The following is a 25,173-nucleotide window of genomic DNA, read 5'->3' on the forward strand; positions in this document are numbered from 1 at the left end:
CCTGGCGCATCATTTTGTACAAAAAATAACCGTATCATGGATAGGGTAAAGGACGACAGAGGAGGAACCGTGATGACCGTTGACAGACTATACCGCCACCTTTTGCAGAAGCTCATTAACGCCAATATCGATATTGACGCCTATCTGCAGCTGCGGAAGGCCAAAGGCTACATGTCAGTCAGCGAAAATGACCATCTGCGTGAAAACTTGTTTGAGCTTTGCCGTGAAATGCGTGCCCAGGCGCCGCGCCTGCAGCATGTCATTTCACCGGAGGAAAAGGATGCCCTTCGTTTGGCCGGCGAGTCCGTCGCCGCCGCTGCAGTATGCCTGATGAGCGGGCATCATGATTGTCCGCTGTACATCGCTGTTAACGTAGAGAAGCTAGAACGCTGTCTGACAGGATTGACTTCAAATATTCATAAATTGAATAAATTGTCGCCAATTCCTCATGCCTGATCGGCTGAAACCCAGGGGAAGTGGATGCTTCCCCTGTTAAAGGTTATGTAAAAATCCCCGCGCAAATTTCCCCGCTGGCTACCCTTTAGCGCAGAGCTGACGAAAGGAGAATGCCATGCGTCCGATCCCGCTGCTGTTGCTATTGAGCGCCCTGTCGCTGCCGGCCCTGAGCCAGGCCGCGGCGCGGGTGGAGGTATTGCAGAACCGGCTGGCCCATCCGTGGAGCCTGGCATTTCTCCCCGGCGACCAGGGCATGTTGATTACCCTGCGTGGCGGCGAGCTCAAGCGCTGGCAGCCGGGTAAAGGCCTGTCGGCGCCGATAGCCGGCGTGCCGCAGGTGTGGGCCAACGGCCAGGGGGGCTTACTGGACGTGGCGCTGGCCCCGGATTTCGCGCAGTCGCGGCGGGTGTGGCTAAGCTATGCGGAAAGCGACGCCAGCGGCAAAGCGGGCACCGCGGTGGGCTACGGGCAGTTGAGCCAGGATGCCACTCAACTGACGAATTTCACCGTGGTGTTTCGCCAGCAGCCGAAACTCTCCGTCGGCAATCATTTTGGCGGCCGGCTGGTGTTTGACGGCAAAGGGCATCTCTTTATTGGCCTCGGGGAGAACAATCAGCGTCCCACCGCTCAGGATCTCGACAAGCTGCAGGGAAAAGTGGTCCGCCTGACGGAGAACGGGGGTGTGCCGCCGGATAATCCCTTTGTTGGCCGGGCCGACGTGAGGCCGGAGATCTGGGTCTACGGCATCCGCAACCCGCAGGGGATGGCGATAAATCCGTGGAGCGGGGCGCTGTGGCTGAACGAGCACGGCCCGCGCGGCGGGGATGAAATTAATATCCCGCAGGCGGGAAAAAACTACGGCTGGCCGCTGGCGACGCACGGCATTAACTACAGTGGCCTGCCCATTCCGGAGGCCAGGGGCAAAACGGTTCCGGGAACCGAGCCTCCCCTGTATGTCTGGCCGGTCTCACCCGGGGTAAGCGGGATGGCCTTCTACGCGGCGCAGACCTTTCCCCAGTGGCAACATAAGCTGTTTATCGGCGCGCTGAAGGAGACGTCGCTGATTGTCCTGGCGGTGGACGGCAACCAGGTCCGCGAGGAGGGGCGCCTGCTGGAGGCGCGCGGGAAACGTATCCGCGACGTTCGCGTGGGACCCGACGGCTATCTGTATGTGTTAACCGACGAGTCTAACGGCGAGCTATTGCGGCTGAGTCCGGAGAAGTAGCGTCAGGTGACCGGGATCTGCACCACTTCGCGCCAGGCGGGACGCTGGCTAATCTGCTGATACCAGCGCTGCAGATGGGGCCGCGGTTGCCAGCTGTCGAGGATCGACAACAGGTTGTAGACGAAGGGGGCGACGGCAATATCGCCAAGGCCGAACTGCTCGCCAGAGAGCCACGGCATTTTGGCCAGTTCGTCATCCAGCATGGCGAATAGCGCTTCGCAGGCGCTGATCCCCGCGGCTATGGCCGCCGGGTCGCGTTGCTCCGGCGGCATCCTCACCAGGCCCATTAACACCGGGCGATGGGCGGGAGAGAGGGTGCCGTTGGACCAGTCCATCCACTTTTCGCCTTGCGCGCGCTGCGCCGGCGCGGCCAGCCACAGACGGTCAACGCCATACTGGGCGGCAAGGTAGCGAATAATCGTATTTGATTCCCACAACACCACCCCGGTGGCATCGTCCTTTAACAGCGGCACCAGCCCGTTGGGGTTCATCGCCAGATATTCCGGGTCATGATTGAGACCAAACTCCAGCCCGGCGAGGATCTGCTCATACGGCAGATCCAGCTCCTCCAGCACCCAGCGCACTTTCTTCACGTTGGTCGAATTATTACGTCCCCACAGTGTAATCATTTTCGCTCCTGAGTTTGTTTCACTGCCGTTGCAGCGCGATCGGCGATCATGTTGGGATAAAGTTAATATTTAGGCAATCACGATCAAAAAAATTGTTCTGATTAAAGCACGGCGGCATGTTATTGCGTAAACTTTAAAAACTTTACCAACTCGCTGTTTCTTTAAGGTCATTTGTACGCTTTACTCACCGGTTGCTGCGGCGCGGTCAGAGTGGCGCGGCATATTTTGTTTGGAAAGGATACTTGGGTGGCTCTTATGATGCATGACGCTTTTTCCCTTCGCGGCCTCGCGGCAGGTTGCGCGCTGTTATTTCTTGTCGCACCTGCGGTGCAGGCTGCAGAACAACTCCCCGACGCCCCTTCGATTGACGCTCGCGCCTGGATCCTGATGGACTACGCCAGCGGGAAGGTGCTGAGCGAAGGCAATGCCGATGAAAAACTCGACCCGGCCAGTCTGACGAAGATCATGACCAGCTACGTGGTGGGGCAGGCGATAAAAGCGGGAAAAATTAAACTGACCGATATGGTGACCGTCGGGCGCGATGCCTGGGCGACCGGCAACCCGGCGCTGCGCGGCTCATCGGTGATGTTCCTCAAGCCCGGCATGCAGGTTTCCGTGGAAGATCTGAACAAAGGGGTCATCATTCAGTCCGGTAACGACGCCAGCATTGCCATTGCGGACTACGTGGCGGGCAGCCAGGACGCTTTCGTCAGCCTGATGAACGGCTACGCCAAAAAAATGGGGCTGACCAACACCACCTTTATGACCGTTCACGGCCTTGATGCGCCGGGGCAGTTCAGTACCGCTCGCGATATGGCGTTGTTGACCAAAGCGATGATCCACGATGTACCGGAAGAGTACGCGGTACATAAAGAGAAAGAGTTCACCTTTAATAAAATTCGTCAGCCAAACCGTAACCGTCTGCTGTGGAGCACCAACCTCAACGCCGATGGTGTGAAAACCGGGACCACCGCCGGGGCCGGCTATAACCTGGTTTCTTCGGCCACGCAGGGCGATATGCGTCTGATTGCCGTGGTGCTGGGGACCAAAACCGACCGCATTCGTTTTAACGAGTCAGAAAAACTGCTGACCTGGGGCTTCCGCTTCTATGAAACCGTGACGCCGATTAAACCGGATGCCACCTTCGTTACCCAGCGTGTGTGGTTTGGCGACAGCAGCGAAGCGAAACTGGGGGCTGGCGAAGCGGGCTCTATCACCCTGCCGAAGGGCCAGCTGAAAAACCTGAAAGCCAGCTACACCTTAAACCAGCCGCAGCTTACCGCGCCGCTGGAGAAGGGGCAGGTGGTCGGGACTATCGACTTTAAGCTGAATGATAAAACCATCGAGCAGCGCCCGCTGATCGTCATGGAGCCGGTGAAAGAAGGTGGCTTCTTCAGCCGAATGATCGACTTCGTACTGATGAAATTGCACGGCTGGTTCGGCAGCTGGTTCTCCTGATGTCATGACCGCGCCCGGCGGGGCGCGGTCCGTTCATGTTCAGTACAGCAGCGAAATCTGCTGCGCCTTCGCCAGCGCGACCAGCTCGTCATCCGGGCAGATATCGCTGGCGATCACATCAAACTTTGCTAACGCCCCCATGCGCGCCGGACGCACTTTGCCAAACTTGCTGTGGTCTACCACCAGCACGTGGTAGCGCGCGTGTCGCATCGCCCAGTGCTTGACCGGCAGTTCCTCCAGGTTATAGCAGGTTGCCCCTTGCTCGCAGTCAATGCCCGCCGCCGAGTAAAAGGCGATGTCAGGGCTCAGATGGCTGAGGGTATCCTCAAGGCTCAGCGGCATAAAAATCGCGTTGCTGGCATGAAATTCCCCACCGCACAGGACCGCGCGGCACTGGGGCTTTTCCTGCAGGGCCAGAAAGGTGTTCAGGGAGTAGCAGACGCCGGTGAAGGGCAGAGCGTCGTCAATGGCGTCGATGATCCACGGGGTGGTGGTCCCGCAGTCGAAGAAGGCCATCTGATGGGCCTCCAGCAGCGCGGCCGCATGGCGGGCGGCGCGGCGTTTTTCATCGACCAGCCGGGTTTTTTGGTCGCTGAGCAGGTAATGGGTGGCGCTGCGCGGCTCCAGCACAATGTATCCGCCGAGCAGCACGACCGGACCGCTGTGTCCGTTGAGGTCGCGACGAATGGTCATTTCCGACACCCCGAGCAGGGATGCCGCTTCTTTCAGATGCAGCTTATCGCTGCGCTTGAGTGCCTGAATGAGCTGACTGATGCGTTCGTCACGGCGAGTTTCCATATTCCCTCTGCGCTAAAATCGCCCTGCGGAGGCAGGGCGTTAGCGGGATTTTACCTGTCGCTTGCGGGTTAGTCACGCGGTCGCCGCCGCGACGGTCGGCGTTTAGCCGCGCACCCAGCCTTTGCGGATCGGCAGGGAGAAGCAGAGGCGATAGAGGCGCTGCAGCTGACGGTACAGCGCCGAGCCGACAGTATGCCAGATTAGCGCCGCGCCAAGGCAGCCGCACATCCCGGCCAGCAGGCCGCCGACCATATCCAGCGGCCAGTGGACGCCGAGATAGACGCGGGACCACGCGATGGCGGCGGCAAGGGCCATCAGCAGGGCGCCGGACCAGACGCGGTGCCAGAACAGGAAGGCCAGGGCAAAGGTAAAGCTGACGGTGCCGTGGTCGCTGGGGAAGGAATCGTCCGCCGCGTGGTGCAGGAAGTTATAGCCCACGCCAGCGACAAACGGCCGATCGTGCGGATAGAGGTGGCCGATCGCCCATGAGACGGTCAGGCTGATGCTCAGCGCCAGCATCAGCTTAAACACCATCTGCCGCTGGGCAGGCCCCCACAGCCACAAGGTCACCACCAGCAGGGGCACGATCAGAATCAGATCTTTAGCGATGAAAATCGCCACCTCAATGGCCCACTGCGGCGAGGCCGGGGTCGCGTTGAGCAGGGCGAACAGCGCGTAGTTAATATTTTCCAGCATAGACTTCCAGGCTCGTTGGTCCGATAGCAAATAAGCCGCTTACCCTAAATAAAAGCGGTGCGGAGATAAAGCAGTATTGTCTTAAATATCAGGTTGTTAAGAAATGTCGCCTTCTGAGGTGCGGCGCTAACCCCCTGAAAAGCGTCAGTATATCCTTTGTCACATGGCTGAAACATAAACGGAATATATACGCAGAGTGAATTGCTAAGGCGAGCCCTGACGCTGGCGCGCAACTCGCAATATTGTGCGGTGTCACCCACAATTCACTATCTCCGCGCCGGGAGTTTCATTACACTTTGCGCGATTTTTGATAGATAAGAGATTTCATGCAAAATTATTCGCTTTCAGGTCGCCGCCTCGGAAGGCAGGCGCTGCTGTTCCCGCTATGTCTGGTGCTGTACGAGTTTTCCACCTATATCGGCAACGATATGATCCAGCCGGGTATGCTGGCCGTGGTTCAGGAGTTTCAGGTGGGCAACGAGTGGGTACCCACCTCGATGACCGCTTATCTGGCCGGCGGCATGTTTCTACAGTGGCTGCTGGGGCCGCTGTCGGACCGTATTGGCCGCCGTCCGGTGATGTTGACCGGGGTGGTGTGGTTTATCGTCACCTGCCTGGCGACGTTGCTGGCGCAGACCATTGAACAGTTCACCCTGCTGCGCTTCCTGCAGGGGATCAGCCTGTGTTTTATCGGCGCGGTCGGCTACGCGGCGATCCAGGAGTCCTTTGAGGAGGCGGTGTGTATTAAAATCACCGCCCTGATGGCCAACGTGGCGCTGATTGCCCCGCTGCTGGGGCCGCTGGTGGGCGCCGCCTGGGTGCATATCCTGCCGTGGGAGATGATGTTCGTGCTGTTCGCCGTGCTGGCGGCTATCTCGTTTGTCGGCCTGCAGCGGGCGATGCCGGAAACCGCGACGCGACTGGGTGAAAAGCTGTCGGTCAAAGAGCTGGGCCGCGACTATCGGCTGGTGCTGAAGAACCTGCGCTTCGTCGCCGGCGCGCTGGCTACCGGCTTTGTCAGCCTGCCGCTGCTGGCGTGGATCGCCCAGTCGCCGGTGATTATTATCAGCGGCGAACAGGCGACAAGCTATGAGTATGGCATGCTGCAGGTGCCGATTTTCGGCGCGCTGATTGCCGGCAACCTGGTGCTGGCGCGCCTGACTTCGCGCCGTACCGTGCGCTCGCTGATTATCATGGGCGGCTGGCCTATCGTGTTTGGCCTGCTCCTCTCCGCGGTGGCGACGGTGGTCTCTTCCCACGCCTATCTGTGGATGACCGCCGGTCTGAGCTTCTACGCCTTCGGGATTGGCCTGGCGAACGCCGGCCTGGTGCGCTTAACCCTGTTCGCCAGCGAGATGAGCAAAGGCACGGTTTCGGCGGCGATGGGGATGCTGCAGATGCTGATCTTCACCGTCGGCATCGAGCTCAGCAAACATGCTTACGAGCTCGGCGGCAACGGGCTGTTCAGCCTGTTTAACCTGTTGGGCGGGGTACTGTGGCTGGGGCTGATGATCTACTTCCTGAAAGATAAAAGCGTCGGCAATTCGCAGCAGGGATAACCGGTTGAAAACCCGGATGCGCTCGCATCCGGGTCTTATCAGGCGAATGGCGCTTCGCGATCCAATACCTTATCGATAATCTGCAGAACACCCTCTTCGTTATTGTGCGGCGCGTGATAGCGGGCGACGGCTTTGACGTCTTCCCGGGCGTTGGCCATGGCGAAGCCAAATCCGGCGTGCTGCAGCATTTCGATATCGTTGCCGCTGTCGCCGAACGCCACCACCTCGTGATCTTCAATACCCCAGCGCTGCTGCAAAATACGCAGGCCGTTGGCTTTGTGCACCCCCGGGATAATTAAGTCGATGCTACCGTAGCCGGTGGCTACGGCTGTCACCATGTCCCCCAGCGCCGCGTGCAGCTTCGGCTGAATTTCCGGGATCAGGCGGTCCGGCACGTTGAGACCAAATTTGAGGATGGTGTCATCGAGATGGTTAAAATCATCCACCAGTTCAAGGCGGTGATAATACTTCGCCGCCACCGTCTTCAGCGCGTCGTTGTAGCGGTTGAGGGTGTAGGCGCTGCGCTTCCCGCAGGCGATGATTTCGATATTCGGCAGCGTCTGCAGATGGTCGACCACGGCGTTGAAATGGTGAACCGGCAGCTGGCAGTTGAAGACGTCTTCATTGTCGCTCACCACCCAGCCGCCGTTTTCCGCCACGAAGGCGATCTGGTGGGCGATCTCCGGGAAGAAGGAGATCAGCTGGTAGTACTGGTTGCCGCTGGCGACCACGAAGCGAATGTTTTGCTCGCGCATTCGCTGATACTGGGCGAGGAAGCGCGGCCGGTTGTAAGTTTTGGCATCGCTTAAAAAGGTGCCGTCCATATCCACCGCAATCAGTTTGATGCTCATTAGCTGTTCTCCATAACGGGTTCAGACTGTGGCTTAGCCACCGCGCGGGCGACCAGCGCCGCCACCATCACCAGGCCCAGCACCACCATCATGGCGCTGCGCAGGCCGAAATGCTCGCCGAGGAAGCCCAGCAGCGGCGGCCCGACGAGGAAAGCAAGATACCCGGTAATCGCCACCACGCTGACGCGCTTAGGGGCATCCGGACCGGTATCGCTGGCGGCGGAGATGGTCAACGGGAAGCCGAGCGAGGCGCCAATGCCCCACAGCAGCACCGAAATGCCCGCCACCCAGGGGTTGTCGACGAAGATAATCAGGCCAATACCCAGAGCGCCCATCACCGCGCTGCCACGAACCACCGTCACCCGGCTGTAGCGATCGATAAACCAGCCGCCGGTAAAGCGGCCCAGCGTCATGCCGAGGGTGAAGCCGGCATAGATCAGCGAGCCGGAGGTGGGGCTAAAGCCGTGGCCGTCCACCATCAGCAGCGGCAGCCAGTCATTGGCTGAGCCTTCGGCGAAGGCCATCGCCAGGACGATGACCCCGATAAGCAGCAGCTGCGCATCGCGCCATACCGGCAGACCTTTCGCCTCGCCGTGGGCGGCTTCGGCGGCATTTTTACCGGTACCCTCCGGAATGGCGCGGATAGCAATGGCGATGGGCAGGATGGCCACCAGCGCGGCCGCCAGGATATGCGGGGCGGCGGGAAGGCCGAACCCGGTCACCGCCATGCCCACCCCGGCGCCGAACAGGGTGCCAAAGCTGTAGAAGCCGTGCATCATCGGCAGCACCGTTTTATTCATCTCCCGCTCAACCGCCGCGCCTTCGACGTTAATGGCGACCTCTGCCGAGCCAAAGCTGGCGCCAAAGATGGCCAGACCGAAGGCGAACAGCGGGGCGGAGGCAAGCCACAGCGCCAGGCTGAGCACCAGCATGCCGAGTACGGCGAAGGACATGGTGGTGCGGATGACCTTGCGGGTGCCAAAGCGCTTCACCAGCCACGCCGAGCAGAGAATACCGCTCATCGACCCCACCGACAGGCCAAACAGCACGACGCCCATCTCTGCGGTAGAAAGCGCCAGCAGATCGCGGATCGCCGGCGTGCGGGTGGCCCAGGAGGCCATTAATAAGCCAGGGATGAAAAAGAACATAAACAGCGCCCACAGTTGAAGCTGGAGCGCTCTGCGCGAAGATTGCGTCGTCATCCGTAAACGCCTTAAAGGAGAAGAATGAAGACAACAGTAGCAAGCATGTGTACATTTGTACATAAACCGGAAGAGGAAAATCATGGCCCGTAGACCGAACGATCCGCAGCGCCGCGAGCGCATCCTGCAGGCGACGCTGGACACCATCGCGGCGCACGGCGTCCATGCGGTGACGCACCGTAAAATCGCCACCTGCGCGAATGTGCCGCTGGGGTCGCTGACCTACTATTTCAGCGGCATCGAGGCGCTGATCGAGGAGGCGTTCAGCCTGTTTACCGCCGAGATGTCGGCGCAGTATCAGCAAAGCTTCGCCGGGGTAGCGAACCGGCAACAAGCCTGCGATGCCATCGCGGAGCTGATCTTCAGCGCCCAGGTGACCACGGCGCGCAATATGGAGCTGATGTACCAGCTGTATGCGTTCTGTAGCAGCCAGCCAGCGCTGAAGGCGGTGATGCAGAACTGGATGCGGCGCAGCCAGCAGACGCTGGAGCAGTGGTTTGCCCCTGACACCGCCCGCGGCCTCGACGCCTTTATTGAAGGGATGACCCTGCACTTTGTCACCGACCGCGCGCCGCTATCGAAGGCGGCGATCCGCCTGATGGTCGGGCAGCTGGCGGGGGAGAGGGCGCAGCAAGAGGGGCGCTGAGGCGGTGTTTTACCCGGGATGGCTAAACGCAGGCAACAAAAAACCCATTTATGTAAATGGGTTAGTAAAAACAATGAGTTGCAATATAATCAATAAGTTAGGTTGGTGGTAAGGAGTGGCGATTACGGGGCATTGCCAACCGCTGCCGCCACTTTGTCGCCATTTGGCAGCGTAGCCAACGGGTTGAAGCGCAGGGCAGTTTCAAGATGATCTGGTGCCAGATGAGCATAGCGCATAGTCATTTTAATGTCGTGATGACCTAGGATTTTCTGCAAGGCGAGGATGTTTCCACCTGACATCATAAAATGAGCAGCGAATGTGTGGCGCAGAACGTGGGTAAGCTGCCCGCGTGGCAGCACGATAGAGGTCTTATCCATAACAGATAAAAACTGGAAATAGCAGTCGGTAAAGAACCTGAAGCCGTCAAGGGCAATGATTTCCTCATACAGCTCTTTGCTGATCGGAATGCTACGGTTCTTTTTGCCTTTGGTCCTGACGAAAGTGATTCGATATTTTGTGACTTGAGAGCGGGTGAGATTCACTGCTTCGCGCCAGCGTGCTCCGGTGCTCAGACAGATTTTAACGACCAGTGCGAGCAGAGGACTTTGGCGGTTGCAGTCGTACAAAAGCTCAGTTATTTGTTCATGCGTCAGCCAGGCCATCTCCTTTTCTGCGATGGTGAATTTGCGCATGTTTTCCAGCGGGTTCGGCGCTGTCCATTCACCTAGTCGGACCAGTTCGCTAAAAACGCCGCTAAGATAGCTTTGCTCAAGGTTGATAGTTACCGGGCTGGCACCTTTTTTCCACTTGTCGCTAAAGTAAATTTCACCCGTTAGGCGTTTATCACGGTAATGCGCGAACAATTTGGAACTGAGATCTGTAGCGAGAGGATTTCCGAGGGCATCGACCATCAAGAGTAGCTTGTCGTAAACATGCTCGCCAGCGGTAAGGGATTTGCCGTGCAGTTTGAACCAGAGTTCAACGATGTCTTTCAACGTCCGACGGTCTACCGATTCACCTAGCCAGGGTTTCGCCTCCGTCTCATCCATAGTGTGGCGTTCAAAAGCCAATGCTTCACCTTTGGTGGCGAACTGTTTACGCACACGCCGCCCGCTGCGCCCTGCGGGGTAGCATTCGCATATCCATTTACCTGTGTCGAGTTTTCGTACTGCCATAAAAAAGCCCTCATGTTTGAGGGCTAAATTTAACTGTATGTTTGAACAGTGGTCAATGTATGAATTTCATAAATTCAAACATCATCTACTTAAGTTCTTAAGGCCTTTGATAAGCGGTCACCTATTGCTCGTTTCCAAACTTTATTATGAACGATACGCTCATATTCAAGGTCACCATTAATGATCTCTGCTTTAGTTAATTGAGATAATATTTCCCAATCTTTTTTGAAAATGTAAGTTGCGTTATCAAGAAAAATGCTTTCAAGTACGTATATACTTTTACTTTCAAAACCAAAGATAAAATATCCGTTGAATCCCGCATGACCAGTAGCAATGAAATCAGGTTTGTAGACATTGATAAACTTGAGTCTGGATTCAATGACCTCTCTATCGCTATCTGATGCTGAAGTTTTTTGGGTGTTAGAAGCTATTATTTTCGAAATTTCGTCCCATGGGTATTTCCCTTTAGGTAATACAGTCCATAACACTTTTTTGAATTTTGTTGTTATTAATGGTTCTTTTTCTGTATCTAAAATTTCTATCTCATCGAAACATTCGAGCATTAAGTTTATAATGTGGATGTTTAACTCTGGATTTTCTTCGGACAAATTTAGTAAAGGTGAAGTTATGTATGTCCCATTTTTTGTTTTAGCAACAGAGATCATTATAGCAGGAGCTGGAATATGTTCTCTTGCTATCCGCATAGCTGTTCGTGTGCGCATCCCATAATGAGGATTTCTATGCCAGTCGTATGTAGTGCTTGTATATGAAACGCTGTATTGTTCTTTTGGCAAATCAGGTCGTAGGATTTCCTTTCCATTAGCATTGAAACTAGTAAACTTACCAATAACACTTGGTATTATCGATAGGCCTTCTTCTGGCGAAATGCCAAAACCAATTTCAACTAGCTTTTCAGGTCCTAAATCATCTAATTTGATACCTAATGTTATATTTTCTTGACCACCACAACATTTCAAAAAACGATCTAATGTTCTAATGGAATTAGCTTTAAATTTCATTACAAACTCTCCTTAGCTAAGCAACGATCAGTTCATCTTCGGGGATTTTATCAGTAAGGATTTTTTCAGTTATGGCTAGTGACTCACGATACTCTTTAGCCTCTGCAAACATCGTCCAATGCGCATCAATACTCATTTCTTGAATCGTAGATTTGATGTCTTTTATACCAACATTGAAGAACTCTTTGCGTGAGTTAACTTTGTTCACTTGCTTATCGTTAAACACTTTGTGAAGATGATTTTCGAGTGATGGTGCATCATCACTGTAGATCATTGCATGCACATCGAATGAAAAAGGTACGCTGGCATCACCAAGTTCACGAACGCGATCAAGGGGTTCAAGTCTGCGCGTCATCCCAATCTTATAAACGTTTTCCCCAAACGAGCCAATGTTACTGATCACATATACGTGACCTGAGCGAGTTTGCTGTGCCATCGAAATAGCCCGTTGGTTTTTGGCTTCAGCTTCTTCATATTTAACTTGCAGCTCAGCCAGTCTCTGTTCGAGGGATATACGTTGTTCTTCGCCTGCGAGCATCAGTTCTTTAGTTGCTTTATCAATGGCCAGCTGAATGGTTTTTTCTTCTTTTTCAGCTTCTTTTATCGCTTTTTCGTACTCGCGACGCGCTTTTTCTTCTTCACGCAACTGCTCTTTGATTCGTCTTTGCTCTTCTCTTTCTTCGAGCATAATTTCATTTACAGCTACTCCCCATTTAAGCTCGTTGAGACGGGCCTGTAAGAAGATATCAGTGATCTTGGCTGACCTAAAGGCAGAACCGTTATAATTCACAAGCTCAAAAGCATCTTTTATTTCTTGGGATAATTTACCGTAGTTATTATGTTTTATTTTTGAAAGGGTGCTATCGACCTTTCCATTAAAAGCATCTAGTACAAATTTTATTGCGGTGTTTCGTCTGTTCGGTTCGACGTACTCACAACTTGCCGCTTTGCTTGTTTTGATAAGAGACTTGGTTAATTCTCTAGCTTTTTGCAGTTCTTTCCCTGCATCTGTAAATTCATAATTATCTGCCAATTCGTCCAAAACGCTTCGATTTGGAACTATCCATTCATCACCATACCCTTCAATTTTATTTTTCATTGAGTTGGCTACAGCTTGGTAGGTCTCTGCAAACTCTTTCGCTTCGTATGCGGACCCGGCAATTTCTTTTGCACGTGTCTCAGCATCTTCGATTATTTTCATCGCATTATCATTTGCATTTGAGATTAGCTCATCTGCCCTACTATTGGCGTTGTCCAATCGTTCCTTGGCTTTTAAACGAGAATCGCGAGCGTCTTTAGTTATTACAACTGCTTCGTTGTTAGCATTACTTATTGTGAGTCGGGCTTGATTATTTGCTTCTAAAACGATGCTGGAGGCTTTAAGTTGCGCTTCATTCACTGTGCTTTTAGCAATCGAGTCTGCTGTTTTTATCGTCTTTTCTGCATCCAGAACCGCACTATGCAGTTCTTCATATCGCCACAATGGAGCAGCTCTCCCCTCCAGATCTGAGTGCTCTCGTATAGCATTCGCTAAATGTTCTTGGCTTTCACTCAATTCATTCGACAGAGTTACATTGCGGTCACTAAGTGCCTTGATCTCGATCTTATATTGTTTGCTCTTCTTGAGCAAAATGACAGCCAAGATGGGGGAGAGTATGGCTAAAAGCAAAACTACAACAAGAAACAAATCCATTTTTAAATCCTTTTACTGAATCAATGTGAAACTGTTGTGCTTCTTATACATGCAATAACTTCTATATCTGAAAAAGCACACTCAAAACTATTTTCTGCAGTAGAGATTTTAATCATGCCTTTCGGCAGCCTTGTAATCAGTCTAACGGAATAGGTTCCATCAATATTGATCAACCAGAACCCATCTAACACTTCAGTGAATTTTTGATCACAGATATATGTGGTACGACCATCACGAACAACAATCGGAGATGAAAGATTGGTGGGGAGAAATGATGCGTCAAAAACGCAAGAACCATCTTCAACCATTTTGCCAGCAGTGAAAGTAAACTGTGCCAGTTCTTCGGTAGTCGCTGTTTTCGAGCTTTGCTTTAGACCCTGCCCAGTGGTTAACCAATTGAGAGATACACCAGTTTCGAGGGCGCATTGGATTATCCAATCAGCAGGGAACGTGTCACGCATATACCTGTTAGCCAAAGTGCTTTTCGAGACGTCTAGGTGATCTGCTAATGCTTGCCGTGTTGAAAAACCATACGCCTCTACCAATCGTTCAATCGCAGCTTTGCCACCCTGATTGGGATTTATTTTGATCTCATTTGGGTACTTTGATGTTGACATATCTCTTATGCGATCCTAGTATCAGTTCTGTTCCCATTTGGGGACTTGTCACGATTACAAACGGCTCACCACAAGCCAATAGGAGATGTTGCATCATGACCCCTAATATTTCAATCACTCTGAACACACCGCACGTCACAATTGAACGCTATAGCGAGCTTACTGGGCTACCTGTTGACACCATTAACGACATGCTTGCAGATGGTCGGTTGCCTCGTCACCGCCTGCGCAAAGATAAGAAGCGTGAAAAGGTAATGATTAACATCGTTGCTTTAACCGTTGATGCACTTTCAGATTGCAACGTGACTATCAATTAGTTCCATTTTGAGACTTCACGGAGCAACTGACTATGTTTGACTATCGCATATCAAAACATCCCCATTTCAATGAGGCCTGCCGTGCTTTCGCGCTGCGCCATAATATGGCGAAGCTGGCTGAACGTGCAGGCATGAACGTTCAAACCCTGCGTAATAAGCTCAATCCGGAGCAACCTCACCAGCTCACAGCGCCAGATATTTGGTTGCTGACCGATCTCACCGAAGACTCAACGCTGGTTGATGGTTTTCTGGCGCAGATCCATTGCCTGCCATGTGTACCAACCAATGAAGTCGCGCGGGAGAAAATGCCGCAGTACGTACTGAAAGCCACCGCTGAGATCGGCCGTGTTGCTGCGAGTGCGGTTTCAGGTGTTCAGTTAAATGCGACCACCCGCCGCCAGGTTGTTGAAAGCGTCAACTCCGTTACTCGTCTGATGGCTTTAACTGCTATTTCACTGCAGGCGCGTTTACAGGCCAACCCTGCAATGGCAAGTGTTGTCGATACCATGACGGGCCTTGGCTCCTCGTTCGGTCTGAGCTGAGGTGTTTATGCTGAACAATGAACCCTCGTTTGCGTCTCTTCTAATTAAGCAAAGCCCGGCAATGCACTGCGGCCACGGCTGGATCATGGGGAAAGATGGTAAGCGCTGGCATCCGTGCCGCTCGCAGGATGCACTTTTGGCCGACCTGTCTACTATCCAACAGGGGAAACCATGGCTATTGAAGGTCCTGCAGCGACTGTTCCACTGAGTCCCGGTCAGCGCCTGAATGGGCTGAACCACATAGCGGAGCTGAGAGCAAAAGTGTTTGGTCTGAATATTGAGCGGGAGCTGGAACGGTTTATTAATGAGATGCGCGATCCCCGCGACATTAACCACAAACAAAATGAGAGGGCACTGGCCGCCATATTCTTCATGGCAAAAATTCCGGCAGAACGTCACAGCGTCAATATTAATGAGCTGACCACTGACGAAACGCGGGAGTTGATTAAAGCAATGAATCATTTTCGTGCAGTGGTGAGCTTATTTCCCAAACGGCTAACCATGCCGAATTAACCCAAAACAGAAATTAATGGCGTAAACCCGCCGGGCATTCTTTTGCCCAAATTCAGGAGAATTGATTATGCGAAATAGTGAAACCCGTTCTACCAAAACCGGACCGAATGATGCCGGTTTGTTCCAGCTGTTTAACGAGACTCGCCTGGATGAGCGTAAAAGCTGCGCCTTTGCCGTTTCCATCCGCATGGAGGCACTGGCGATCCACATCCTGAAAGAGGGGATGAACGGAGTGGAGGCGGCAGAACTGCTGCGCCGTGAAGTCGCTCGTTATGAAGCTGAATCACGCGGAGACTGGCACTGATGGCGGACTCCATGGATCTCGTACAGCAGCGCGTCGAAGAAAACCTTCAACGCCATATTCATAACGCCCGCACCAGAAAGCCAGGCATTGCCCGCGTTCTTTGCATCGACTGTGACGCGCCAATTCCAACTGCTCGCAGACAAGCTATCCCTGGCGTGCAGTGCTGCGTGACTTGCCAGGAAATCGCTGAGCTAAAAGGGAAGCACTACACCCGAGGCGCGCTGTGAGCTTCGGAGCCTGTCAGTGATGCCTGAATTAACAAACGACAAAGGTGGCCCTGCTGAGGCCGCCGGGGTTTTCCCATGGAACGCCCCGAAAAAAGCAGTAAACCCCTATCTGGACCCGGCGGAAGTTGCGCCGGTGTCTGCGCTTTCAAACCTGATCACTCTCTACACTGCAGACAACGAGCAGGAACAGCTGCGCCGCGAGGCCCTGAGTGATCAGGTCTGGGAACGCTATTTCTTCAATGAATCCCGTGATCCTGTCCAGCGTGAACTGGAACAGGACCAGCTTATCAGCCGCGCCAAAATGGCCCGTGAGCAGCAGTGTTTTAACCCCGATCTGGTCATTCTGGCAAACGTCAGCGCCGAGCCTGCTCACGTCAGCAAACCTCTGCTGGAGAGAATTAAATTCTTCCAGGGGCTGGGAAGGGCGAAGGCTTATTCCCGCTATCTGCGTGAAACCATCAGGCCGTGCCTTGAGCGACTGGATCGCGTGCGTGAAAGTCAGGTGTCTGCCTCTTTTCGGTTTATGGCGAGCCATGAAGGGCTGGAGGGGCTGCTGCTTCTGCCTGAAATGAGCCAGAACCAGGTTAAACGTCTATCTACACTGGTTGCGGCACATATGAGCATGTGTCTCGATGCCGCCTGCAGCGATCTGTTTGTGAATGATGACGTCAAGCCTGAGCAAATCCGACAGTCATGGGAAAAAGTAGCAGCAGAGGCTATGCGTCTTGATGTCATTCCGCCTGCCTTTGAACAGCTGCGCCGCAAGAAACGCCGCCGCAAGCCTGTACCCTATGACCTTATTCCGGGTTCGCTGGCGCGGATGCTGTGTGCAGACTGGTGGTATCGCAAACTGTGGCAGATGCGCTGCGAGTGGCGGGAGGAACAGCTGCGTGCTGTTTGCCTGGTCAACAAGAAAGCGTCCCCGTATGTCAGCTATGAAGCTGTGATCCACAAACGCGAGCAGCGCCGTAAATCGCTCGAGTTTTTCCAGTCGCACGAGCTGGTCAATGCCGACGGCGACACACTGGACATGGAAGACGTGGTGAATGCAAGCAGCAGCAACCCAGCGCACCGTCGTAATGAAATGATGGCCTGTGTGAAAGGACTGGAGCTGATCGCAGAAATGCGCGGCGACTGCGCCGTGTTCTATACCATCACCTGCCCGTCACGCTTCCACGCCACGCTCAACAACGGCAGACCCAATCTGAAGTGGACCAGCGAAACGGTCCGGCAGAGCAGTGATTATCTTGTCGATACATTCGCCGCATTCCGCAAAGCCATGCACAAAGCCGGGCTGCGCTGGTATGGCGTGCGCGTTGCCGAGCCGCACCACGACGGCACCGTACATTGGCACTTGCTGTGCTTCATGCGCAAAAAAGACCGTCGCACCCTCACTGCGCTGCTGCGTAAATTTGCCATTCGTGAAGATCGCGCCGAGCTAGGCAACAATACCGGCCCGCGCTTCAAATCTGAGCTTATCAATCCGCGTAAAGGCACTCCGACCAGCTACATCGCCAAATACATCAGCAAGAACATCGACGGGCGCGGCCTGGCGAAAGAGATCAGCAAAGAAACTGGCAAATCACTGCGCGATAGCGCTGAGCACGTTAGTACTTGGGCATCACTTCACCGTGTTCAGCAGTTCCGTTTCTTTGGTATTCCAGGGCGTCAGGCATACCGCGAGTTGCGTCTTCTGGCCGGGCAGGCCGCGAGAGCGCAGGGTAACAAAAAAGCCGGTGCGCCGGTGCTGGAAAATCCGCAACTCGATGCCGTGCTAGCCGCCGCTGATGTGGGCTGTTTTGCCACCTACATCATGAAGCAGGGCGGCGTATTAGTTCCCCGCAAAAATCACCTTATCAGAACGGCCTACGAGCTTAACGACGAGCCTGGCACCTACGGCGATCACGGAATCCGCATCTATGGCATTTGGTCCCCGCTCGTTGAGGGCCGGATCTGCACGCACGCGATGAAGTGGAAAATGGTTCGTAAGGTCGTTGATGTTCAGGAGGCGATAGCCGACCAGGGCGTTCGCGCCCCTTGGACTCGTGGCAATAACTGTCCCCCTGTTGAAAAAATGTACCAGGCAGGGGGCGAATTACCGGGCAGCAAAGAACCTGCAGCGCTACCGGACTTCGAAAACATGAGTACAAAAGAGCTGCGTGAGCTGACAGCAAGGCTGCGGCTGGTCAAACCGAAGCGCCGTAAAGGCTACAAACAGGAAATTACGGAACACCAACGGCTGCAGCTTGATGCGGAGCTGCGGTCTAGAGGATTTGACGCGAGTGAAACGGAGGTGGATCTGCTTCTGCGTGGCGGAAGTCTGCCATCTGGGGCCGGGCTGCGCCTGTTCTACCGGAACCAGCGTCTACAGGAGGATGACAAATGGCGTCAGTGGTACTGAAAAATGCAGGAATGAGGTTATAGATTAATCAAAGGGTTAGCTGAGTAAAAAAGTATTTCAGCTTTAAAATTATATGATGTACTGTATATATAAACAGTAATATTGGGAGGGAGTTGTGAACGATTTGTTCATGGAATCACTTGCACTGCAGCGGATAGAACTTATGGCCCGGCTGGTTGCCAGCTCAGATTGTAGCGATGACGATAAGGAGGTTGCCATTTCGTGGTTGTCAGAACTGACAAGCGAACTGGTGAACAGGTTAAATCAGTACGGGGTAGGTCAGGATGAATGTAAGCATTAATCGTTTTGTTCTCTGTGAAATTCCCTCCCACAGAGCGCACTTGATGTTGAGAAGATAGTGCATGTCTATGGTGCATGGATTCGCATGATCCAGAAAGGATCGCAACGGGCCATAGCCGCCAGTACTGGCGGGCTTTCTGGCCTATCATGCACCTGCATGAAAACCACTCCATAAAGCGGGCAGGCGTGGCGGGGATACGAGCGCGCGCAATGAGATTAAGTAGTTGTACTTTGTGATAGGACATCGCTCTCACGGGGGGTTTTGACTTGAAGTATAGTTGCAGTATGATGAGTAAAAAAAACAGGACTTATCTTATGTACAGATTGTGGATTTTGTGGGGATGTGTTTTTTTTCTGCTACTCATAGTTATGGGGTGTATTCCATTCTCTCCTTTTGAGAAATGGTGGTTTACAGTTAATTTCATGTCTAATGTTAACATTATTCGTGCATTTTTATCTGTGTTGATATTGTTCTTGGTCGCTTACATACTAATGGTTGGAGCATTTCACCAAAGGTATTCATTGAGACTGGAGCAGTTAAGCTTTGGTGGGGTAAATATCCTGCTAAATAAATCTGATTTGTTATTTAAGAAAAGCGTTAAGAATTACTTGGATACAAAAAGAACATTATTTAAATTTGACCCTAATTATGATTCCATTGATGAGGTTTTAAACTCTTATTTTGAATGTTATAAATTTATCAGAGATGAGATGAAGCTTTTAGATGTAAAAAAAAGAAGGGATAAGAAACTTTATATACTATCTAATGAGATTTTAAAAACATTGAATAATTTCCTTACGCAACATCAAAATAATTATCGTAGATGGCATAAATATGTTTCAGATAATGATAGTGTGATTACAAAAGATAAGGACGCTAACGGCAGTTTTATATCGTTACCTTATCACCTTACCCCTATCAGCACTATTCAAACTCATTATTATCATTTTAATCAAATATTGTCTGGTTTTGTAGGTGTGAATAATTTTTTTAATACCAATGTTGTCGGTGAGTTTGATATTAACATTGAAAAATGGAGTGAGTAATGCATAAGACGTTTCTTAGTTATCATCATGCTAAAGAGCAAGACCTAAAAGATGAGATTATTACTCTGTTTGGAGGCGATTCATTCATTGATAAATCGGTTAGTGATGGTGATATCAGCACGACCAATACTGATGAGACAATAATGAGGACGATCAGAGAGGATTATTTAGAGGACTCAACTGTTACTGTTGTTTTAATTGGGACGGAAACAAAGAATCGCCCATTTGTTAATTCAGAAATACAGGCCTCGCTTTGGGGGGATGATTTTAATGGATTGGTTGGGGTTATTCGAGATGAAATATATGATAGTGTATTTACTCCAGCCGTATGCGCAGATCCAGCGTGCGGATGTTCAATAAGCCTAAGAACACCAGGGTTTGGTTATGAATACTATTTACCATATTTAGTGAGAATGAATCATGTTTATGAAAAGACAGTGCCGCATTATAATGATTCTGATGTGTTTTGTGCTTTGGTAAAATACTCTATTTTTATAAAAAATCCTGAGTATTATATTAACCAAGCATTCGATAAAAGAAAAATGATGATTCCTGCGGCTAAAAAGAATCCTTTAGATGTTCCAGCGATTAGAAGTGTCTCTCTTTTTAATTGGTAACAAACCAGGTGCATAACACATATGCACCTGGTTTTATATTTATAAAATGCTTAAAGATTATATGGGGTGAATTGAATGCATGAATCTCCAATCCATTCATTTAATTCCTCAAGCCTCTTTTGTAATGGTATTAATTCGTTGCGGACAAATACCTTGCTAGCCTTTTCCACATCCCCAAACCCCCCAACATTACTCGGCATGATCCCCATCATCTGTGGCGGTACACGGTGCGCTGCCATCATATCATCGCGGCTCACGTTCTTGATGTTCAGAAACTCATCCTTTGCCGCCACCTCTGATAATGGGATAATCTGGATGCCGTCCTTTTTGCCATTGGGTGAATACATAAACAGGTTGCGGAAGTTGCCCGGGCCTTTGGCACTTTTCATCGCCTGGCGGATGTTATTCACGTCTTCCTGGTTCTGCGCAGCGTCGGTCATGTACATGATGAACCCGGCGTGACTGCCGTTGATGTAATACTTACGGCGAAACAGCGTGGCGGACTCATTAAGTAGGGCCGAGGGGATGGCAGACAGGTATTCCGGCAGGCCGTAAATCTCCTGGTTCAGATCCGGTTCCATCAGGTGAAAGATGCTGCCTTTAGTGAACTCATATGGCTGTGTGGTCATGCCGTATTGCACAAACCAGTAGGTGTCGAGGTCCAGACCTCGGCGAGTATATTTTGCCAGTGAAGGTTCCAGCGACAGAACGCCTCCGAGGCGGTTGGTGCGCTTTTCCAGATAGGCGTTACCAAATACCAGATAGTCTTGCACAAAACGGCTGAATGCCTGCTGACTCAGCAACGGGTGCGGGATAAACGTGCTGGTCATAATATTACGTTTAACGGCAATCGGCGAGCTGTGGTGCACGGCGGCACGGTAGGTGCGGGCCAGTCCGTCAAAACTCACCGGTGGTTCATACCAGCGGTCCATTTGCACGCACTCCACATAATCCAGCAGTTCGCGTCGGTCCAGTACAGGAATGGGATCGCCAAAGCTGAACGCCTGGGTAGTCGCTGCATCATTGGGTTGCACGTCAGGTGGCATCACATCCTGTGCGGTATTCTCAGTCATTAAAAAATCTCCACGATGTTGCTTGTATTGGCGGCTTCGCCCTGCAGTGGTTCATTAAATAGTGCGTGCATCGTTGCCCAGGCCAGATCGGCGTGGCTGGCTTCTTCGCTGCGGCTGGCTTCATAGGTCGGACGGTTGCCGCTGGCGGTAGTAGCCCGGCGGATAGCCATAAATGACTGCGCAATGTCGGTGTGCCCGGCGTCGAACTCCAGGCGGCGGTGGCTGATAATGTCGTATGCCTTGAGCACCAGGGCGTTTTTGACGTTGGGGTTGTAGACAAACTCCCGGACGGCAGGGAAAAAGGCTTTCACGTTTTCATAAACGCCATGACCGACGCCGGTAGAGTCAATGCCGATGTAGGACACGTTGTACTGCTGGGTAAGCTTGCGGATAGCCTCCGCCTGTGCGCGGAAGTCCATTCCGCGCCACTGGTGGCGCTCAAGGATGCGAAACTTACCGCCGGGCACCATTGGCGGCGCAATGACGACACACCCGGCGCTGTCACCATTCTGCGTGCCTTTTGCCGGGTCATATCCGATCCAGACCTCACGCCAGCCAAACGGACGCAGGGCCAGCGCCTGAAAATCTTCCCAGACCTCCCAGCTGTCCACCATGCAGGCCTGCAGCTCGGACAGCGGGAACACGGACGCGAGATCATCAAGAAATTCGCACATCAGCAGGTTCTGGTATTCGTCCGGGCTGTATTCCAGTCGCAGCTGGTCCAGGTCGAACAGGTTACAGCCGCCGCACACGGCATCTTCTACCGTCACGATCTGCCGGAACTGACCATCAGCACAAAGCAGGCCCGCAGCCAGCGCGGAGTGGGTCAAATCGATATCGACACGGTCCGATTTTGAGCGACCACGGTTATACAGGGCGCCAGACCAGAAGGGATAAGCGCTGTGCGTCAGGCTGGACGGCGTAGAAAAATAGGTCTGCCGCCATCTTTTGTGCAGTGCCATGCCAGAGGCGACTTTGCGTAGCTCCTGGAATTTCGGTATCCAGAAATATTCATCAAGATACAGGTTGCCGTGGTAGCTTTGCGCGGTGCGGGCGTTGGTCCCCAGAAAATACAGCGTGGCGCCGTTCGGAAGCACCATCGGATCACCTCTGAGTTCAACATCGACCTCTTTGGCAAACTCAATGATGTACTGCTTAAACATGTGTGCCTGGGATTTGCTGGCTGACAGGAATATCTGATTACGGCCCGTCACCAGGGCATCTATCAGCGCCTCATGGGCAAAATAGTACGTCGCCCCGATCTGGCGGGATTTGAGCACGTTGCGGATACGGTGTTTATTGCCCGCTTCCCACCAGTGGCGCTGATAATCGAACATTGAGCTGTGGAAAATCTCCTGCAGCTTTTCGATCTGTTCGTCGCTGAACTGGTTTTTTTCTGGGGGTTTGCGGGGGCCGCGGTTGCGGTTTTCCACATTGGGGTTTAAATCGGCCTCGTTGCCTCCGTTGTTAAATTTCCCGATACGGGCGTGGCGCTCGGACTGCCGCGCCAGCAGGTCAATTTCCTTAAAATCTTTCCCTTCTTTGTGCTCCTTCATGATCAGCTGGCAATACCGTGCGGCGGTGGTGAGCTGCATCTGGTCAAGCGGGCCATAGCTGCCCCACTTGTCGCGCTTTTTCCAGCTGTGAACGGTTGCGGCTTTCTCGCCCAGCATTTCAGCAATGCGGGCTATGCGGTATCCCTGAAAATACAGCAGTAGTGCCTGCCGACGGGGATCGAGGTCTGCGGGGGTCATCGTTTCCATGGCACAAACATACGGGCTTGCCCTGAGCCTTTCCCCGGCTGGCTTTTGTGTGGTTTACCGCACAAGGTCTGCGCGTTGTTTCCCCACCTCCATCACAGCAACCATAAGGCCTCACAGAGTTATTTGATGGAGTCGCTCAAATGGCAGTTAAAGCAAAACGCTTCCGCATTGGTGTGGAAGGGGCAACAACAGACGGACGCACCATTGAGCGCGCCTGGCTGGAGCAGATGGCGGCAAGCTATAACCCGCAGGTCTATACCGCGCTGATTAATCTGGAACACATCAAGGGCTACACCCCGGACAGTCCGTTCCGCCGTTTCGGGACCGTGGATAAGTTAGAGGCTGAAGAAATTACGGATGGCCCGCTGAAAGGAAAAATGGCCCTGTATGCGTGGATCACCCCGTCAGATGATCTGGTGGCGTATACCCGCAAGCTGCAAAAGCTGTTCACCTCGATGGAGGTAAACACCAGCTTTGCCGATACCGGCAAGGCGTACCTGATTGGCCTTGCAGCGACTGACGACCCGGCAAGCCTGGGTACAGAAATGCTGCAGTTTAGTGCCAGCGCAAAAAGCAACCCGCTGGCAGGCCGTAAACAGAACCCGGAAAACCTCTTTACCGCCGCAGAAGAAACGCTGATCGAGTGGGAAGAGGTCCAGGGCGAAAAACCCTCCCTCTTTGCCCGCGTCACCGCGATGTTTACCAAAAAAGAGCAGACCGATGATGCGCGTTTCTCTGATGTGCATCGGGCTGTTGAGCTGGTCGCCACTGAGCAGCAGAGCCTGGGCGAGCGCACCGATCAATCCCTGTCCGCGCAGGATAAGCGCATTGCTGAGCTGGAAACCGCACTGCAGAAGCAGCAGACCGATTTTTCTGCGCTTAAGCAGAAGCTGAGCCAGGAAGACAGCCGTAAAGATTATCGCCAGCGTGCGCCAGGTGGTGAAGCACCTGCAGGCACACTGACCAATTGCTGATGGAGCAAGAGAACCCATGAAAAAGAATACCCGTTTTGCCTTTAACGCTTACCTGCAGCAGCTGGCGCGTCTGAATGGCGTGGAAGTCGAAGAGTTATCCAGCAAATTCACCGTTGAACCGTCTGTACAGCAGACGCTGGAAGACCAGATCCAGCAGTCCACGGCATTCCTGACCATGGTTAACGTGATTGGCGTGGCGGAGCAGTCAGGCCAGCTTCTGGGCCTGGGCGTCGGCAGCACCATTGCCGGGACCACTGACACGACTACGAAGGAGCGCGAGCCAACCGACCCCACTGAGATGGTGGATGTTGAGTACAAATGTGAACAGACCAACTTTGATACGGTGCTGACCTACGCAAAACTGGATATGTGGGCGAAATTCCAGGATTTTCAGGTGCGCATCCGTAACGCCATCGTGAAACGTCAGGCGCTGGACCGCATCATGATCGGATTTAACGGCGTAAAGCGTGCCAAAACCTCAGACCGTGCCGCCAATCCGTTGCTGCAGGACGTTAACAAAGGCTGGCTGCAGAAGGTCCGCGAAGATGCCCCGGATTGTGTGATGGGCAGTACCACGGCAGAAGATGGCACCACCACTGCAGACCCGGTGAAGGTCGGCAAAGGCGGTAAATATGCCAACCTGGATGCGCTGGTGATGGATGCAGTCAATGAGCTGATTGACCCGATTTTCCAGGACGATGCGGAACTGGTCGTGATCTGTGGACGTGAGCTGTTGTCCGACAAGTATTTCCCGCTGGTCAATAAAGACCAGGAGAACAGCGAAAAGCTGGCGGCTGACATGATTATCAGTCAGAAACGCATGGGCGGTCTGCAGGCCGTTCGCGCCCCGTCATTCCCGGCAAACGCCGTGCTGATCACCCGCCTGGATAACCTGTCCATCTACTGGCAGGAAGACACCCGCCGCCGTTCGGTGATTGATAACCCGAAACGTGATCGCATCGAAAACTTCGAATCCGTCAATGAAGCGTATGTGGTGGAGGATTACCGCTGCGTGGCACTGGTGGAAAACATCACGATTGGCGATTTCAGCGCCGGTGCCGGGGAGTAACG

Annotated in this window: 27 protein-coding genes; 16 read left to right on the forward strand and 11 right to left on the reverse strand. The window is 52.9% G+C overall.

What is annotated here, in order from left to right:
• Positions 1 to 72: 72 nt before the first annotated feature.
• Positions 73 to 456, forward strand: coding sequence for a biofilm formation regulator BssR (bssR, locus tag ACQUTP_RS11390; protein ID WP_004201285.1), 384 nt, complete (start codon positions 73 to 75; stop codon positions 454 to 456).
• Between the two features lie 115 nt (positions 457 to 571).
• Positions 572 to 1,681, forward strand: coding sequence for a PQQ-dependent sugar dehydrogenase (locus ACQUTP_RS11395; protein WP_060656374.1), 1,110 nt, complete (start codon positions 572 to 574; stop codon positions 1,679 to 1,681).
• Positions 1,682 to 1,683: 2 nt separating this feature from the next.
• Here the strand turns inward: ACQUTP_RS11395 and ACQUTP_RS11400 are convergent, their stop codons facing one another.
• On the reverse strand, positions 1,684 to 2,310 hold the full coding sequence (locus ACQUTP_RS11400; protein ID WP_285755693.1) for a glutathione S-transferase family protein: 627 nt from the start codon (positions 2,308 to 2,310) through the stop codon (positions 1,684 to 1,686).
• A 255-nt stretch (positions 2,311 to 2,565) separates the two neighbouring features.
• On the opposite strand from ACQUTP_RS11400, the gene dacC reads away from it, so the two are divergent.
• Positions 2,566 to 3,768 (forward strand): serine-type D-Ala-D-Ala carboxypeptidase, encoded by a 1,203-nt coding sequence (gene dacC / locus ACQUTP_RS11405; RefSeq protein WP_004201290.1) that lies wholly within the window; start codon positions 2,566 to 2,568, stop codon positions 3,766 to 3,768.
• A gap of 39 nt (positions 3,769 to 3,807) precedes the next feature.
• Here dacC and deoR read toward each other — a convergent pair whose 3' ends face one another.
• Positions 3,808 to 4,566: a DNA-binding transcriptional repressor DeoR gene (gene deoR / locus ACQUTP_RS11410; RefSeq protein WP_048294430.1), complete on the reverse strand. Its 759-nt coding sequence runs from the start codon at positions 4,564 to 4,566 to the stop codon at positions 3,808 to 3,810.
• A gap of 102 nt (positions 4,567 to 4,668) precedes the next feature.
• Positions 4,669 to 5,262, reverse strand: coding sequence for an undecaprenyl-diphosphate phosphatase (ybjG, locus tag ACQUTP_RS11415; RefSeq protein ID WP_004201292.1), 594 nt, complete (start codon positions 5,260 to 5,262; stop codon positions 4,669 to 4,671).
• 326 nt (positions 5,263 to 5,588) lie between these two features.
• Between ybjG and kdeA the strand changes: the two genes are divergently transcribed.
• Positions 5,589 to 6,821: a multidrug efflux MFS transporter KdeA gene (gene kdeA, locus ACQUTP_RS11420; protein ID WP_043522168.1), complete on the forward strand. Its 1,233-nt coding sequence runs from the start codon at positions 5,589 to 5,591 to the stop codon at positions 6,819 to 6,821.
• 38 nt (positions 6,822 to 6,859) lie between these two features.
• Here kdeA and ACQUTP_RS11425 read toward each other — a convergent pair whose 3' ends face one another.
• Entirely contained in the window at positions 6,860 to 7,672 is an 813-nt protein-coding gene (locus ACQUTP_RS11425; RefSeq protein WP_017900140.1) for a Cof-type HAD-IIB family hydrolase, read from the reverse strand.
• Positions 7,672 to 8,874 carry an MFS transporter gene (locus ACQUTP_RS11430; RefSeq protein ID WP_428902386.1) on the reverse strand — a complete coding sequence of 401 codons (1,203 nt, stop codon included), beginning with the start codon at positions 8,872 to 8,874 and terminating at the stop codon, positions 7,672 to 7,674. Before ACQUTP_RS11430 ends, ACQUTP_RS11425 begins: the two co-directional genes overlap by 1 nt.
• Before the next feature lie 82 nt (positions 8,875 to 8,956).
• Here ACQUTP_RS11430 and ACQUTP_RS11435 point away from each other — a divergent pair, with 82 nt between their 5' ends.
• Positions 8,957 to 9,520, forward strand: a complete 564-nt coding sequence (locus tag ACQUTP_RS11435) for a TetR/AcrR family transcriptional regulator (protein ID WP_285755694.1) — start codon at positions 8,957 to 8,959, stop codon at positions 9,518 to 9,520.
• 122 nt (positions 9,521 to 9,642) lie between these two features.
• On the opposite strand, the gene ACQUTP_RS11440 is transcribed toward ACQUTP_RS11435, so the two are convergent.
• The 4 genes from ACQUTP_RS11440 to ACQUTP_RS11455 form a co-directional block, all read right to left on the reverse strand.
• Positions 9,643 to 10,695 carry a phage integrase gene (locus ACQUTP_RS11440; protein WP_428902385.1) on the reverse strand — a complete coding sequence of 351 codons (1,053 nt, stop codon included), beginning with the start codon at positions 10,693 to 10,695 and terminating at the stop codon, positions 9,643 to 9,645.
• Positions 10,696 to 10,784: 89 nt separating this feature from the next.
• Positions 10,785 to 11,714, reverse strand: coding sequence for a hypothetical protein (locus ACQUTP_RS11445; protein ID WP_428902384.1), 930 nt, complete (start codon positions 11,712 to 11,714; stop codon positions 10,785 to 10,787).
• Positions 11,715 to 11,730: 16 nt separating this feature from the next.
• On the reverse strand, positions 11,731 to 13,407 hold the full coding sequence (locus ACQUTP_RS11450) for a DUF4041 domain-containing protein (protein WP_428902383.1): 1,677 nt from the start codon (positions 13,405 to 13,407) through the stop codon (positions 11,731 to 11,733).
• Positions 13,408 to 13,427: 20 nt separating this feature from the next.
• On the reverse strand, positions 13,428 to 14,024 hold the full coding sequence (locus ACQUTP_RS11455; protein ID WP_072010702.1) for a phage repressor protein CI: 597 nt from the start codon (positions 14,022 to 14,024) through the stop codon (positions 13,428 to 13,430).
• Between the two features lie 95 nt (positions 14,025 to 14,119).
• Between ACQUTP_RS11455 and ACQUTP_RS11460 the strand changes: the two genes are divergently transcribed.
• The 9 genes from ACQUTP_RS11460 to ACQUTP_RS11500 all read left to right on the forward strand — a co-directional run bounded on the left by ACQUTP_RS11460 (position 14,120) and on the right by ACQUTP_RS11500 (position 20,292).
• On the forward strand, positions 14,120 to 14,341 hold the full coding sequence (locus ACQUTP_RS11460; RefSeq protein WP_012016743.1) for a hypothetical protein: 222 nt from the start codon (positions 14,120 to 14,122) through the stop codon (positions 14,339 to 14,341).
• Between the two features lie 32 nt (positions 14,342 to 14,373).
• Positions 14,374 to 14,883 carry a phage regulatory CII family protein gene (locus tag ACQUTP_RS11465; RefSeq protein WP_032700493.1) on the forward strand — a complete coding sequence of 170 codons (510 nt, stop codon included), beginning with the start codon at positions 14,374 to 14,376 and terminating at the stop codon, positions 14,881 to 14,883.
• A 7-nt stretch (positions 14,884 to 14,890) separates the two neighbouring features.
• Positions 14,891 to 15,091, forward strand: coding sequence for a phage filamentation protein Fil family protein (locus ACQUTP_RS11470; RefSeq protein ID WP_065799428.1), 201 nt, complete (start codon positions 14,891 to 14,893; stop codon positions 15,089 to 15,091).
• Entirely contained in the window at positions 15,055 to 15,396 is a 342-nt protein-coding gene (locus ACQUTP_RS11475; protein WP_032700492.1) for a DUF5347 domain-containing protein, read from the forward strand. Before ACQUTP_RS11470 ends, ACQUTP_RS11475 begins: the two co-directional genes overlap by 37 nt.
• 67 nt (positions 15,397 to 15,463) lie before the next feature.
• Positions 15,464 to 15,700 carry a DUF2732 family protein gene (locus ACQUTP_RS11480; protein WP_032700491.1) on the forward strand — a complete coding sequence of 79 codons (237 nt, stop codon included), beginning with the start codon at positions 15,464 to 15,466 and terminating at the stop codon, positions 15,698 to 15,700.
• Complete coding sequence (locus tag ACQUTP_RS11485; RefSeq protein ID WP_224325688.1) at positions 15,700 to 15,927, forward strand: TraR/DksA family transcriptional regulator; 228 nt, start codon at positions 15,700 to 15,702, stop codon at positions 15,925 to 15,927. The genes ACQUTP_RS11480 and ACQUTP_RS11485 overlap by 1 nt, the downstream gene beginning before the upstream one ends.
• A gap of 19 nt (positions 15,928 to 15,946) precedes the next feature.
• Positions 15,947 to 18,328 (forward strand): replication endonuclease, encoded by a 2,382-nt coding sequence (locus ACQUTP_RS11490; protein WP_428902382.1) that lies wholly within the window; start codon positions 15,947 to 15,949, stop codon positions 18,326 to 18,328.
• Positions 18,329 to 18,943: 615 nt separating this feature from the next.
• Positions 18,944 to 19,675: a hypothetical protein gene (locus ACQUTP_RS11495; protein ID WP_428902381.1), complete on the forward strand. Its 732-nt coding sequence runs from the start codon at positions 18,944 to 18,946 to the stop codon at positions 19,673 to 19,675.
• Positions 19,675 to 20,292, forward strand: coding sequence for a TIR domain-containing protein (locus tag ACQUTP_RS11500; RefSeq protein WP_086817003.1), 618 nt, complete (start codon positions 19,675 to 19,677; stop codon positions 20,290 to 20,292). Before ACQUTP_RS11495 ends, ACQUTP_RS11500 begins: the two co-directional genes overlap by 1 nt.
• Positions 20,293 to 20,342: 50 nt before the next feature.
• Here ACQUTP_RS11500 and ACQUTP_RS11505 read toward each other — a convergent pair whose 3' ends face one another.
• Positions 20,343 to 21,338 (reverse strand): phage portal protein, encoded by a 996-nt coding sequence (locus ACQUTP_RS11505; protein ID WP_428902392.1) that lies wholly within the window; start codon positions 21,336 to 21,338, stop codon positions 20,343 to 20,345.
• Positions 21,339 to 21,364: 26 nt separating this feature from the next.
• Positions 21,365 to 23,128: a terminase ATPase subunit family protein gene (locus ACQUTP_RS11510; protein ID WP_319854546.1), complete on the reverse strand. Its 1,764-nt coding sequence runs from the start codon at positions 23,126 to 23,128 to the stop codon at positions 21,365 to 21,367.
• 140 nt (positions 23,129 to 23,268) lie between these two features.
• Between ACQUTP_RS11510 and ACQUTP_RS11515 the strand changes: the two genes are divergently transcribed.
• Positions 23,269 to 24,102: a GPO family capsid scaffolding protein gene (locus ACQUTP_RS11515; protein ID WP_064169159.1), complete on the forward strand. Its 834-nt coding sequence runs from the start codon at positions 23,269 to 23,271 to the stop codon at positions 24,100 to 24,102.
• A 16-nt stretch (positions 24,103 to 24,118) separates the two neighbouring features.
• Complete coding sequence (locus ACQUTP_RS11520) at positions 24,119 to 25,171, forward strand: phage major capsid protein, P2 family (protein ID WP_032700483.1); 1,053 nt, start codon at positions 24,119 to 24,121, stop codon at positions 25,169 to 25,171.
• Positions 25,172 to 25,173: the final 2 nt, after the last annotated feature.

This window comes from Klebsiella sp. 2-CIP_Kleb., from assembly GCF_050378715.1.
GTDB lineage: Bacteria > Pseudomonadota > Gammaproteobacteria > Enterobacterales > Enterobacteriaceae > Klebsiella > Klebsiella quasipneumoniae.

Bases quoted from the DNA above. Each gene is read 5' to 3' on its own strand.
- bssR (WP_004201285.1), top strand. From the start codon at position 73: ATGACCGTTGACAGACTATACCGCCACCTTTTGCAGAAGCTCATTAAC.
- ACQUTP_RS11395 (WP_060656374.1), top strand. From the start codon at position 572: ATGCGTCCGATCCCGCTGCTGTTGCTATTGAGCGCCCTGTCGCTGCCG.
- ACQUTP_RS11400 (WP_285755693.1), bottom strand. From the start codon at position 2,310: ATGATTACACTGTGGGGACGTAATAATTCGACCAACGTGAAGAAAGTG.
- dacC (WP_004201290.1), top strand. From the start codon at position 2,566: ATGATGCATGACGCTTTTTCCCTTCGCGGCCTCGCGGCAGGTTGCGCG.
- deoR (WP_048294430.1), bottom strand. From the start codon at position 4,566: ATGGAAACTCGCCGTGACGAACGCATCAGTCAGCTCATTCAGGCACTC.
- ybjG (WP_004201292.1), bottom strand. From the start codon at position 5,262: ATGCTGGAAAATATTAACTACGCGCTGTTCGCCCTGCTCAACGCGACC.
- kdeA (WP_043522168.1), top strand. From the start codon at position 5,589: ATGCAAAATTATTCGCTTTCAGGTCGCCGCCTCGGAAGGCAGGCGCTG.
- ACQUTP_RS11425 (WP_017900140.1), bottom strand. From the start codon at position 7,672: ATGAGCATCAAACTGATTGCGGTGGATATGGACGGCACCTTTTTAAGC.
- ACQUTP_RS11430 (WP_428902386.1), bottom strand. From the start codon at position 8,874: ATGACGACGCAATCTTCGCGCAGAGCGCTCCAGCTTCAACTGTGGGCG.
- ACQUTP_RS11435 (WP_285755694.1), top strand. From the start codon at position 8,957: ATGGCCCGTAGACCGAACGATCCGCAGCGCCGCGAGCGCATCCTGCAG.
- ACQUTP_RS11440 (WP_428902385.1), bottom strand. From the start codon at position 10,695: ATGGCAGTACGAAAACTCGACACAGGTAAATGGATATGCGAATGCTAC.
- ACQUTP_RS11445 (WP_428902384.1), bottom strand. From the start codon at position 11,714: ATGAAATTTAAAGCTAATTCCATTAGAACATTAGATCGTTTTTTGAAA.
- ACQUTP_RS11450 (WP_428902383.1), bottom strand. From the start codon at position 13,407: ATGGATTTGTTTCTTGTTGTAGTTTTGCTTTTAGCCATACTCTCCCCC.
- ACQUTP_RS11455 (WP_072010702.1), bottom strand. From the start codon at position 14,024: ATGTCAACATCAAAGTACCCAAATGAGATCAAAATAAATCCCAATCAG.
- ACQUTP_RS11460 (WP_012016743.1), top strand. From the start codon at position 14,120: ATGACCCCTAATATTTCAATCACTCTGAACACACCGCACGTCACAATT.
- ACQUTP_RS11465 (WP_032700493.1), top strand. From the start codon at position 14,374: ATGTTTGACTATCGCATATCAAAACATCCCCATTTCAATGAGGCCTGC.
- ACQUTP_RS11470 (WP_065799428.1), top strand. From the start codon at position 14,891: ATGCTGAACAATGAACCCTCGTTTGCGTCTCTTCTAATTAAGCAAAGC.
- ACQUTP_RS11475 (WP_032700492.1), top strand. From the start codon at position 15,055: ATGGCTATTGAAGGTCCTGCAGCGACTGTTCCACTGAGTCCCGGTCAG.
- ACQUTP_RS11480 (WP_032700491.1), top strand. From the start codon at position 15,464: ATGCGAAATAGTGAAACCCGTTCTACCAAAACCGGACCGAATGATGCC.
- ACQUTP_RS11485 (WP_224325688.1), top strand. From the start codon at position 15,700: ATGGCGGACTCCATGGATCTCGTACAGCAGCGCGTCGAAGAAAACCTT.
- ACQUTP_RS11490 (WP_428902382.1), top strand. From the start codon at position 15,947: ATGCCTGAATTAACAAACGACAAAGGTGGCCCTGCTGAGGCCGCCGGG.
- ACQUTP_RS11495 (WP_428902381.1), top strand. From the start codon at position 18,944: ATGTACAGATTGTGGATTTTGTGGGGATGTGTTTTTTTTCTGCTACTC.
- ACQUTP_RS11500 (WP_086817003.1), top strand. From the start codon at position 19,675: ATGCATAAGACGTTTCTTAGTTATCATCATGCTAAAGAGCAAGACCTA.
- ACQUTP_RS11505 (WP_428902392.1), bottom strand. From the start codon at position 21,338: ATGCCACCTGACGTGCAACCCAATGATGCAGCGACTACCCAGGCGTTC.
- ACQUTP_RS11510 (WP_319854546.1), bottom strand. From the start codon at position 23,128: ATGGAAACGATGACCCCCGCAGACCTCGATCCCCGTCGGCAGGCACTA.
- ACQUTP_RS11515 (WP_064169159.1), top strand. From the start codon at position 23,269: ATGGCAGTTAAAGCAAAACGCTTCCGCATTGGTGTGGAAGGGGCAACA.
- ACQUTP_RS11520 (WP_032700483.1), top strand. From the start codon at position 24,119: ATGAAAAAGAATACCCGTTTTGCCTTTAACGCTTACCTGCAGCAGCTG.